Raw genomic sequence first — 11,416 nt, 5'->3', positions numbered from 1 at the left:
CCTGCCGCTGTCGCGGCCGCTGGTGGTGGCATGTGGGGCGTATCTTGTCTTTTCGGCGGTGGAATCGTTCCCCTGGACCGGTTGGGGCCTGCCGGATATGCGCCCCATGGCCACGCCATGGACGGACAAGATGGTGCTCTCCCCGCTGCGGCTGCTGGACGTGCTGTGCCTGTTCTATCTTGTGCAGTCATCCACGCTGGCGACGCGCCTGTCACTGGGGCGGGCGGGACAGTTGATGGCGATGTTCGGTCGCCATTCGCTGGAGGTGTTCACCCTTGGCACCATCATCGACCTGTATGGGCGCCTGGTCTTTACCAACTTTGGCGTTGGCTGGGGCATGCAGGTCACGATCAATGTGGTGGGTTTCATAATGTTGTGGGGCATGACGCGCGAACTTGACCGCAGGCGTACGCTGGCCCGTGCCGCACGCAAAGCGTGAATGTCGTGCAGGATGGATATGACAGACAACAGAGGAGCGATCATGACGGATACGACTGTGGCGGGCGTACTGCCCCGCCTGACACGCCTGCTGCATGATGGAAAGGGTGTGCGTATCGCGCTGTTTGGGTCCTCCACCATCGAGGGGGTGGGGGCCAGCACGCCAGCGCACGCCCTGCCGGCCATCATGCAGGGCGTGCTGGCCCCATTCGCACCCGGCGGGATAAAGGTCATCGGCCACGGTGTGGGCGGTGATGATGCAGAGGCGATGCATGCGCGCATGGGCGGCATGCTGGCGGACCGGCCGGACCTGATCGTGTGGCAGACCGGCAGTAATGACCCGCTCAGGGGTGGGGATGTCGCGGCTTTTGTCGCGCGCACCCGCGATGATCTTGCCGCCATGCGGGCATCGGGGGCGGATGTTGTGCTGATGGACCAGCAATATTGCCCGCTCCTTGAAACCTGTCCGGCGTTTCGTGCGTTTTACGACGCGGTGCATCATGTCGCGGCGCAGGATCATGTCCCGCTGTTCACGCGATATGTGCGGATGAAGTCATGGTGCGCGGAACTGGGGCTGGACCCGGTGGACCTGTCGCCGGACGGGCTGCACCTGAACGACCGGGGCTACCGCCTGCTGGGCGAGGCGCTGGCGGCGTGGCTTATTGAACTGACGGGGCTGCCGGGAGGTGTCGCGTCATGCTATCAGGGAAACGGGGCGTGACATTCGCCCTGTCCGCCGCAATGGTGTAAACGCTCAGGCCCCGTCCAGATCAGGAAGCAACCAGCCACATGCCCGATCACGTTTCCGCTTTTTCCAGATCCAGTGCCGCCATGGGCATGGGGGCCGCATTGCTGGCGATGGTGACGGCACGGGCACATGCGCTGCCGCCTGCCGCCGCTGTTGCGCCGGTGGCCGCGAACGTCACGGCGGTCAGCGACCCCGTGCGCCTGCCCGCGCCCGGCCATGACACGCCCGACAGCTTTGCAGACCTTGCGGCGCGCCTGCTGCCCGCGGTCGTCAATGTCTCCACCACCGAGATGGTGCGTCCCGGCGATGAAGATGATGATGGTGACGAGGGGGACAGCAGCCCGCAGATCCCCAATTTCCCCGAAGGTTCCCCGTTCGAGAAATTCTTTCACGACTTCATGAACCGCCAGAGCACCCCCAATGCGCCGCCGCGCAAGATGCAGGCGCTGGGTTCGGGCTTCATCATCGACCCTGCGGGCATCGTCGTGACCAACAACCATGTCGTGCGCAACGCCGAACAGATCACGGTGACGTTGCAGGATAATACGGTGCTCAAGGCGCACCTGCTTGGCCATGACGACCGCACCGACCTTGCCGTGCTGAAGGTGGACAGCCCCAAGCCACTTCCTGCCGTGCCGTTTGGCGATAGCGACCATGCGCGCGTGGGGGACTGGGTGCTGGCGATCGGCAACCCGTTCGGCCTGTCGGGCACTGTTACGGCGGGGATCATCTCTTCACGCGGGCGTAATATCGAACAGGGGCCGTACGACGATTTCATCCAGACCGACGCCCCGATCAACAAGGGCAATTCGGGTGGGCCGCTGTTCAACCTGCATGGTGACGTGATCGGCATCAACACGGCCATCTTCTCGCCCTCTGGCGGGTCGATCGGGATCGGTTTCGCCATTCCCTCGGCCGAGGCACAGGGCATCATCGCGCAACTGCGTCAGCACGGGAAGGTATCGCGCGGGTGGATTGGCGTGCGCATTCAGGATGTGACGCAGGACATTGCCGACGGTCTTGGCCTGAAGAGCGCGCATGGCGCCCTGATCGCCGGGGTGGAGGCCAAAGGGCCTGCCGCCGTGGCGCACCTGCAGACCGGTGACGTGATCGTCACGCTGGATGGCAAGGATATTGACGGTCGCGCGTTGCCCCGTCTTGTCGCACAGCTTCCGGCGGGCAGCGTCGCCCACCTTGGCATCGTGCGTCATGACCATCCGATGAATGTTGCGATCACCATCGGCGCCCTGCCGGAAGAAAAGACCGACAAGGCCGATGGCAAGCCCGCGCAGAAAACCCCCGCAAGCGGTAGCGTGGCGGTCGCGGGCCTTGGCTTTACCGTGGGGGCGATCGACGATATCGCGCGCCAGAAATACAACATGCCCGAAGGCCAGAAGGGTGTTGTCGTAACCGGTGTGACCGATGACAGCCCCGCTGCCGAACGTGGCCTGCGCAATGGCGACATCATTACCGAGGTCCAGCAGACCGCCGTTAACACACCCGCAGAACTGAAACACCAGATTGATCTTGTCCGTGCGCAAAAACGCCGCACCGTGCTGTTCCTGGTGCAGAACAGCGATGGCCTGCGCTGGGTGCCGTTCCCCCTTGCCGAATCGGGTGCGCATTCCGATTGATGGCGGTTTTCTCTTTTTCTTCTCTGCGGGATGCGTTTGTGGTGGCCGGTGGTGCATGGCGACAGGTCGTGCGCATGGTCGTCTCGCTTATCGGGTCGGGCTTCGTGGCCCATCTGGTCCACCTGCAGGAACCTGTATGGGCGCTGATCACCTCGGTCGTGGTGATTACGCAAAGCCGGATGACGCAGACGCTGTCCACCGGGCAGGACCAGATTGTCGGCACCCTGATCGGGGCCTGTGCCGGGATTTCCGCCATTGCGATGGAACAGTGGCTGTTCTGGCCCACTGACCTTGTCTTCTGGGTCATGCTGATGCCGGTGGCGGTGCTGGCGGCGGCACGGCCAAAGATGCGCGTTGCGGTCATTACGTTGATGGTGGTGCTGCTGTTTCCCGGCAATGGCGCGCCATTTGCGCGACCGTTTGACCGTATTGCCTCCATCATGATCGGGGTGGTGGTGTCGTTCGTGGTTTCCTTTTTCGTGCTGCGTAACGAGGCCCGGCGCGAGGTGCTGCGCAATTCGGCGCTGTTGCTGCGGCAGGTGTCGGATCTGCTGGAACTGGCACTGCACCAGCATCCGGACAGTAACGCGATCGCCGCGATTGATGACAGGTGCCGGGCATTGTTGCAGGACCTTAATGACGGGGTGAAGGAAGCAGAGGTTGAACATCCCGGTTCGCTGGCGCGGCATGACCCGCTGGTGATGCGCCTGCCGGGGCTTTTGCGGAAGCTGCGTGCGGATGCGATCTTTGTCGCACGTGCCGCAGTGGAGGGGCAGACCGCCAGCACCGGCGACATCCTGCGTAGCGAGCGCGAGATGCTGTGCCATGTGCTGGGGCAACTGGCGGACCGGTGTGAACTGGCCGCCACCCGCAGTCGGGGCAAGCCCCTGCCGGACGAGGGGGTGGGGGATGTGCTGTCGCAGATCCATCAACCCGCTTCGCACTGGACGTCTGTGATGTGCTTTGCCATTGGGCTGCTGCATACCGACATGACGGTCCTGATCCGTAATGTCTGGTCCGATGGGCGTACGGATGAAGGGGCACCCGCATTGGGTGCGCCCCATGACAAGGCGGCACATGTGGGCTGAATGCCTGCCTGGGAATATGGGACAGTCTCCCGGATGACAGGGTGAAAGCAGGCAGGGATCGGGCGAAGCTGTTTTCCGGCGGTTTTGTAAAATGTTGTTATTTCGGTCTGTTTGAAAACACCCCATTGGTCAGGAATGGGAAATTCAAGCCGTTACGTTATTTTTTTGAATACTGCGATATCTTGCAAGGTTTTTTTTGGAAAGATATTTCCCAAGGAATTGCATTATTCAGTGGGACATTGGTACAAATTCCCAAACAGCCTCTGACAGGCTTTCGGGTTGGGATTTTTTGTGTAATAACATTGCTTGAATTATGAAAATCATAGAATTTTCTATATAGAAAACAGAAATATGTTTTTATAAAAGATTGTTTGGGAATAAATCATTAATAAAAAATAAGAAGATTTTTTGGGGGTCTCCTTTTTCCAAAAAGGTGGCGTCTTCTGAAGCTTTTTAGAAAAAGCTTTACCAAAAATCTTTATAATTTCAGGATGTTATTGAACCTGACTTTTTAAATGGTCTCTTGGCTTCCGATCCGATAGCCTACTGAAAATTTTCGAATAATGTTGTGTTTTTTGCAAATACAATATCAAGACAATTTCCACATATCCTGTCCGATGGGTTCTTTTCAGGCAGGGGCGAAGGAAAAGTCCCCGGAAATTTCCTGATTTATTCTCACAGGCCGGTGTCCCGGAAATTCCCCATGTCGTGGCATCAGGTGTCATTGGGGCATCGGTGGGGTATATGTCTGGTTTGTGTCATGATGCATGCCACCAACACCATGTTCGTGCGTTAGTACCGGCGGTGCCCCTGCGCGCGGGGGTGGGGCGTAACCGCATACGTGGGGTTGCGTGAGTGTCCATATCAAGCAGGAGTCTGGAAATAACCATGCTGAACAAAGCGATTCTTGGAAACCTTCCCAAAGGTGTACGCGGACCGGCCTATGACCCGGCAACGCTTGCGCCAGGAATCGTGCATTTTGGCGTTGGCAATTTCTTTCGCGCGCATGAGGCCTGGTACGTCGAACGCTGCCTGGATCAGGGGGATCCCGGACCATGGGGTATCGTGGGCGTCGGTCTGACGGCGGGAGCGCGCAGCGAACGCAAGGCCGCGACCTTTCGCGCGCAAGATGGGCTGTATTCCCTGACGGAGGTGGATGCGCATGGCGCGCGCACCGTCCGGGTCATCGGGGCATTGCGCGGCTATCTGCTGGCCCCGGATGACCCGCAGGCCGTGCTGGCGCGCCTGTGTGATCCCGCGACCCGCATCGTCAGCATGACCATTACCGAAGGGGGATATAATATCGACGAGGAAACCGGCGAATTCCGTGTTGATAACGCGCTGGTGCAAGAAGACCTTGCCAATCCGCAGGCACCCGCCACGGTGTTCGGATATGTGGTGGAGGCCCTGCGTCATCGGCGTGATGCAGGTGTGGGGCCGTTTACGGTCATGTCGTGCGACAACCTGCGCCATAACGGGCAGGTGGCCCGTACCGCTTTTGTCGGTTATGCCCGTGCCTGCGATCCTGACCTTGCCGCCTGGATCGAGGACCACGTGACCTTTCCGTGCAGCATGGTGGACCGTATTACCCCCAGCGTGGATGCCTCTACGCGCGACCTCCTGAACCGCGAAAGTGGGCTGGACGATGCGTTGCCGGTTCTGGCGGAGGATTTCAGCCAGTGGGTGCTGGAGGACAGTTTCTGTGCCGGGCGGCCTGCGCTGGAAACGGTGGGGGTGCAGTTCGTCAGTGACGTGACCGGTTATGAACAGGTCAAGGTCCGCATGCTCAACGCCGCGCATGTGACGCTGGGTGCGCTGGGGCTGTTGCTTGGACATCGCTATGTCCATGATGCCATCGCCGATGCGGACCTGCACCGTTTCATCAATGCCTATCTGCAAAAAGACGTCATGACGCAGATCCATGCGCCGCAGGGGATGGACCTTGATGCCTATCGCCGCAAGGTCATCAGCCGGTTTTCAAACCGGGCGGTGGCCGATACGCTGCTGCGGATCTGTAGCGACGGGGCATCAAAGTCGCAGGTATTCTGGACCGACACCGTGCGCCGGTCGCTACAGTCGGGGCATGACCTGTCGCGTATCGCCTTTGGCCTTGCCGCCTATCTCGAAATGCTGCGCGGCGTTGACGAGAAGGGGGAAACCTACACCCCGCTGGAACCTACCCTGACGGAAGGGCAGGTTGCGCTGGCCCGTGCGCCCGACCTTGCCGCCGCGCTGGCCCTGCCGGCATTTGACGGGTGGCGTGACCTCCAGACCCCGCAATTGACACAGGCGATCGTCACCGCACGCAGGGCGATCCGTGAACACGGGGTGCGCGCCAGCCTGCCGGACTGACCCAAAGTCACAAAGCCGCAAGGTTAAAACTTTTTTCAGGACTCTGCGTAAGGTTTCGTCTTTTTGCGAAAGGACGAAACCTCGGAACCGTTGCGGTTTTTATCCGGCCTTTATGGCTCAACGGCTTGGGATCGGCTTCATGTCCTGCGGGACATGAGCATGGCCCCATCGCCATAGGAGGCCGCCATCGCAGCATTGTCCGGCACAGGCGCAAAGCCCTGCCGTTCCCAAAATCCCACAGCCTGCCCCGTCGCCATCAGCCCGAGATGTGTCAGGCCTGCATGCCGTGCGGCGTGTCCCACAAGGTCCAGCGCACGGGTAGCCGCCCCCTGCCCACGCAGGGTGGGGGAGATGGCGATGTCATGGATGTACCAGCAATCAGGGGCCAGTGGCAGCCTGTGTAGCAGCGTGTTCAGCCGTGGTGGCGTGCGTAGCCGCCAGGGGTGGCTTAGTACATATCCCGCGATTGCCGCGCCATCTTCGGGGGCAAGGCCATGGCAACCCGCAGGGCAAAGGGCGAGGCGTTCTGTGAACACGGCCGCATCTTCGGGATAGGACGGATGAATCTGCCGTGCGAGGGCCTGTACATCTGGCAGGTCGGGATGGTACAGGGGGCGCCATTGTGCTGTCATTTTCACCATTGTGCGTATAGATGGGAAATATAATAAAACATTTCCCGGGCATTATTGGACGATATAGTCATATTCCGGTTATTCATGTCCCGACACCCACCCTTACCCCAAGTGCAGGAGCACCTGACAGAATGACGGATCTGCGTCTTACGCTACGTATTGATGCCAACGGCAAGCCCTTGCTGGGGCATGGAAAGATCCGCCTTTTGGAACAGATCGAGGAAACGGGGTCCATCTCTGCTGCGGCCCGGGCGATGGGCATGTCCTATCGCCGGGCATGGCTGCTTGTGGAATCGATGAATTCGGTCTTCAGACAGCCACTTGTCGCCGCACGTCCGGGTGGTGGCGGTGGGGCCGGGCTGTCCGATGACGGGCGCAAGGTGCTGAAACTGTATAGGGAAATAGAAAAGATATCCCGTGATGCCGCCACAGGGCCGCTGTCGGACCTGTGTGGCATGTGCGAAGTGCCGTGAAAATGCCACGTCATGTGCATAGGGATCAAAGGTGACTGGACTGCCGCCGCGTGGGAATGACGCGGGTTCGATTGATAAAGAGGTCCACCGCAATCGCTGCGTGGTGGGCCGATAATGATAATGATCGGGGAATATTTTCAGTGTTGCGACGTGATATTGTAAAGGCTGGGGCAGGTTTGTCGGTTCTCTCCCTTTTCGGGGGGATTGATGCGCTTCGTGGCGCGCGTGCGGCGGATGCGCCGGATGCAGGCGTTTTTGATGACACCACCGTCAGGCAACTTGCGCACCGCCTGTCGCAACAGGCCTATCACCCACCCGAAGAAACGCTGCCCGCCGCGATCCGGGACATGAATTTCGATCAGTTCACCTCCATCGCCTATCGCCCGGAACAGGCCCTGTGGCATGGCGAGAATCTGGGGTTCGAGGTGGAGTTCTTTCCCCGTGGTTATCTTTATCGTCCCCGGATCGAGATGTATGAGGTGATCGACGGCAAGGCCGCGCCCGTGCCTTATTCCACGGACCTGTTCAGTTATGCCAATCCGGCGTTGCGGGTGGATGAAAATGTCGGGTTTTCGGGCCTGCGGATTCGTGCGCCGATCAACACGCCCGGCGTGATGGAGGAATTCTGCGTTTTCCTTGGGGCGTCGTATTTCCGGGCCGTGGCCAAGGGGCAGAGCTATGGCCTGTCCGCGCGTGGCTTCGCCGATGGTACGGGCGACCCAAAGGGTGAGGAATTTGCCCTGTTCCGTGCCTATTGGCTGGAAAAGCCGCGCTCTGGTGTCGATAGCGTGGTGTTGCATGCGCTGCTCGACAGTCCGTCGCTGACGGGGGCGTTCCGCTTTACTATCCGCCCTGGGGAAACGACGGTCTTTGATGTGCAGACTTACCTCTATCCGCGCAAGGACATCGTGCAGTCGGGCATCGCGCCGTTGACGGGTATGTTCTATTTCGACGCGAACGACCGCAACCATGTCGATGACTGGCGCCCCGCCGCCCATGATAGCGAGGCCCTGTCGATGTGGACCGGGGGCGGCCAGCAATTATGGCGTCCGTTGCGCAATCCGCAGGACCTGCAGTTTTCGGCCTTTGCCGATGTGCGCCCGCATGGTTTTGGCCTGATGCAGCGTAAGCGCAGCTTTGCTGATTTCGAGGATCTTGCCCTTAATTATGAAAAGCGGCCCTCACTGTGGATCGAACCGATCGGCGACTGGGGCGCGGGCAGCGTGGATCTGGTGGAAATTCCCACCCCGAACGAGGTCAATGACAACATCGTTTCGTTCTGGCGGCCGCGCGACACCATGACATCGGGGCATGAATATGCCTTTACCTATCGCATGTACTGGGGATGGGACACGCCGTGGCCCACGCACCTTGCCCGGATTGCCGCGACACGTGTGGGGGCATCCACCGATGGGTCGCATACGCGTTTCTTTGACATAGATTTCACGGGGGAGCCATTCGCAAACCTGCCCAAAGATGCGAAATTCCATCTCCAGACCCGGACATCGGCGGGGGAGATCCGCAATGTCGTGGTGGAACCCAATCCCGATATCCATGGCTGGCGCGCCACGTTTGAATTCGACCCCAAGGAAGCCAAGATCGCCGAACTTGGCTGCTCGCTTGCAAATGACCAGGCCACCGTATCAGAGGAATGGGTGTACCGATGGACGCCGTGACGCACGGCGAAGCACCCGCGCTAGGGGGGACGCCAGGGGGCACGCCGGGGGGTATGCTGCCACCGTCGTCACCGCTCGACATGCCGGTCCATTCGCTGTCGCAACTGCCGCCGGGTGAACGTCCCGGGACGCCGGTGACGCAGTGGTCGGGCATCGTGGCGCGCCGGACCGTCGTGCTGGGCGGTGCGTTGGGGCTGACGGGGTGGGCGGCGTATGAAATGAACCTTGTGTTCAACGCCATCAGCGTTTCCATCGCCGGTGTCATCATGCTGGCGCTGTTTGTGGTGCTGTTCTTGTGGATTGCACTGGCTTTTACGTCCGCACTGGCGGGGTTCTGCTCTTTGGTTTCGCGCCGGGGGGGGCTTGGCCTTGGCATCCACCCTGACGGGCCGCTACCGACACTTGTTGCGCGTACGGCACTCCTGATGCCTACCTATAACGAGGACCCCGGCCGTGTGATGGCCGGGCTGCGCGCGATCTGTGACAGCCTTGCCGCCACGGGGCAGGCAGGGGTGTTCGACCTGTTCGTCCTGTCGGATACGACCGACCCCGATGTCTGGGTGGCGGAAGAAGAGGCGTATATGGCGCTGTGCCGCGCGACGGAGGGCACGATACGGGTCTATTACCGGCGGCGGCCGCATAATATCGACCGCAAGGCAGGTAATATCGCCGAATGGGTCCGCCGTTTCGGTGCCGCGTACCAGCAGATGATTACCCTGGATGCCGACAGCGTCATGTCCGGTGACACCATCGTGCGCCTGACCGCCGCGATGGAGGGCAATCCCGGCGTGGGCCTGATCCAGTCGCTGCCGGTGATCGTCAATGGCACGACCCTGTTCGCCCGCATGCAGCAGTTCGCGGGGCGGGTCTATGGCCCGCTGATCGCGCACGGTATTGCCTGGTGGCATGGGGCGGAGGGGAATTACTGGGGCCATAACGCGGTCATCCGCACCCGTGCCTTTGCCGAACAGGCCGCATTGCCGCACCTGCCGGGGCGCAAGCCCTTTGGTGGGGCGATCATGAGCCATGATTTTGTGGAGGCAGCGTTGATGCGCCGTGGCGGCTGGGCCATCCACATGGTGCCTGCCCTGATGGGATCGTATGAAGAAAGCCCGCCGTCGCTGACGGATATCGCCATCCGCGACCGGCGTTGGTGCCAGGGCAACCTGCAGCACGCCAAGGTGGTGTCGGCAAAGGGGCTGCACTGGATCAGCCGCCTGCATATGCTGATGGGGATCGGATCGTACGTCACCTCGCCCCTGTGGCTGGTGTTCCTGCTGGCGGGTATCCTTGTCTCGTTGCAGAGCCGGTTTTCACGACCGGAATATTTTGGCGATACCAAGCTGTTATACCCCCACTGGCCGCATGTTGATCCGGTGCAGGCGCGCTTTATGTTCTTGTGTACGATGCTGATCCTGCTGGCGCCAAAGATGCTGGCCTATGTCGCGCTGCTGTTTGACGGGCGGTTGCGACGCGGATGCGGGGGGGCTGCGCGCGCCGCACTGTCGATCATGGTCGAAACGGTTCTTGGTGGTCTGGTGGCGCCGGTGGCGATGCTGATCCAGACGATGGGTGTCATGTCGATCCTGATGGGACGCGATTCAGGATGGAATGCGCAACGGCGCGATGACGGCGGGGTGTCCCCCCTGCAGAACGCACGGCTGTACCTTGGCTATACCATCTTTGGTGTCGTGCTTGGCGTGGCTGCGTGGGTCGTATCGCTGTCTCTGTTCTTGTGGATGCTGCCGGTCCTGCTGGGGCTGGTGCTGGCGATCCCGCTGGCGATCCTGACCGGCAGTCGTGTCGCGGGGCAGGACCTGCGGCGTGCGGGCCTGCTGCTGATCCCGGAGGAGACGTCCCCCCCCGATGTTCTGGCACGCGCGGTCCGTAACCTGAGCGATATGGCGGGGCGGCCGATTGGCGATGCATTGCTGGTGCTGCGGGCGCATCCGGCGCTGCTGGCGCTGCATTGCGCCATGCTGCCGCCACCGCGTCACAGGGGCGGCGCAATCGATGCCAACCTGCTTGTCGGTCTGGTCAAGCTTAGGGAAGTGCCAGACCTGCAGGCGGCGCGCACGACGCTGAGTGCGCGTGAAAAGGCCGCTGTCCTTGGCAATGCCGAGGGACTGCATCTGCTGGAGGCATTGTCCTGACGATGTGTTTCAGGACGCCGCCGTTTCTTTGAAACAGCGGCGTCCTTTGTGGCTTTGCAGAAAAACTGCACCTGGAATTCCTGCCCAGCGACTGCCTGAAGGCGCAACGTCAGTCACCCACTGGGATCATAAAAGTTTCTGGTGAAGCGTTCTCCAGAAACATTGGAAGACGCCGCCGTTAAGAGACTGTTTGAAAAGTCAGGCGCGATAACATCCTGAAAT

At 60.7% G+C, this 11,416-nt stretch carries 10 protein-coding genes; 9 read left to right on the top strand and 1 reads right to left on the bottom strand.

Annotation, left to right across the window (positions count from 1 at the left end):
- The 6 genes from opgC to B7G66_RS10410 form a co-directional block, all read left to right on the top strand.
- The coding region (opgC, locus tag B7G66_RS10430; protein ID WP_048859166.1) for an OpgC domain-containing protein at positions 1–439 on the top strand (439 nt) is incomplete at its 5' end.
- Positions 440–481: 42 nt separating this feature from the next.
- On the top strand, positions 482–1,159 hold the full coding sequence (locus B7G66_RS10425) for an SGNH/GDSL hydrolase family protein (RefSeq protein ID WP_003617267.1): 678 nt from the start codon (positions 482–484) through the stop codon (positions 1,157–1,159).
- Positions 1,160–1,269: 110 nt separating this feature from the next.
- The gene (locus B7G66_RS10420; RefSeq protein ID WP_371861372.1) at positions 1,270–2,820 is read left to right on the top strand and encodes a DegQ family serine endoprotease; all 1,551 of its coding nucleotides are present in this window, start codon (positions 1,270–1,272) and stop codon (positions 2,818–2,820) included.
- Positions 2,820–3,908, top strand: a complete 1,089-nt coding sequence (locus B7G66_RS10415) for an FUSC family protein (protein WP_003617270.1) — start codon at positions 2,820–2,822, stop codon at positions 3,906–3,908. Before B7G66_RS10420 ends, B7G66_RS10415 begins: the two co-directional genes overlap by 1 nt.
- Before the next feature lie 41 nt (positions 3,909–3,949).
- The gene (locus B7G66_RS17385) at positions 3,950–4,225 is read left to right on the top strand and encodes a hypothetical protein (RefSeq protein ID WP_141312657.1); all 276 of its coding nucleotides are present in this window, start codon (positions 3,950–3,952) and stop codon (positions 4,223–4,225) included.
- A 571-nt stretch (positions 4,226–4,796) separates the two neighbouring features.
- Positions 4,797–6,260, top strand: a complete 1,464-nt coding sequence (locus tag B7G66_RS10410) for a mannitol dehydrogenase family protein (RefSeq protein ID WP_003617272.1) — start codon at positions 4,797–4,799, stop codon at positions 6,258–6,260.
- A gap of 137 nt (positions 6,261–6,397) precedes the next feature.
- On the opposite strand, the gene B7G66_RS10405 is transcribed toward B7G66_RS10410, so the two are convergent.
- On the bottom strand, positions 6,398–6,892 hold the full coding sequence (locus tag B7G66_RS10405) for a GNAT family N-acetyltransferase (protein WP_003617273.1): 495 nt from the start codon (positions 6,890–6,892) through the stop codon (positions 6,398–6,400).
- A gap of 131 nt (positions 6,893–7,023) precedes the next feature.
- Between B7G66_RS10405 and B7G66_RS10400 the strand changes: the two genes are divergently transcribed.
- The 3 genes from B7G66_RS10400 (at position 7,024) to mdoH (ending at position 11,194) form a co-directional block, all read left to right on the top strand.
- Positions 7,024–7,365, top strand: coding sequence for a winged helix-turn-helix domain-containing protein (locus B7G66_RS10400; RefSeq protein ID WP_003617275.1), 342 nt, complete (start codon positions 7,024–7,026; stop codon positions 7,363–7,365).
- A 140-nt stretch (positions 7,366–7,505) separates the two neighbouring features.
- Positions 7,506–9,041 (top strand): glucan biosynthesis protein, encoded by a 1,536-nt coding sequence (locus B7G66_RS10395; protein WP_003617277.1) that lies wholly within the window; start codon positions 7,506–7,508, stop codon positions 9,039–9,041.
- On the top strand, positions 9,029–11,194 hold the full coding sequence (mdoH, locus tag B7G66_RS10390) for a glucans biosynthesis glucosyltransferase MdoH (protein WP_003617279.1): 2,166 nt from the start codon (positions 9,029–9,031) through the stop codon (positions 11,192–11,194). Before B7G66_RS10395 ends, mdoH begins: the two co-directional genes overlap by 13 nt.
- The last annotated feature ends 222 nt before the right edge of the window (positions 11,195–11,416 follow it).

Source organism: Novacetimonas hansenii JCM 7643, from assembly GCF_000964405.1.
Lineage (GTDB): Bacteria > Pseudomonadota > Alphaproteobacteria > Acetobacterales > Acetobacteraceae > Novacetimonas > Novacetimonas hansenii.
Note: the sequence above shows the minus strand (reverse complement) of the source record. Positions and strands in the feature narration are given on the sequence as shown.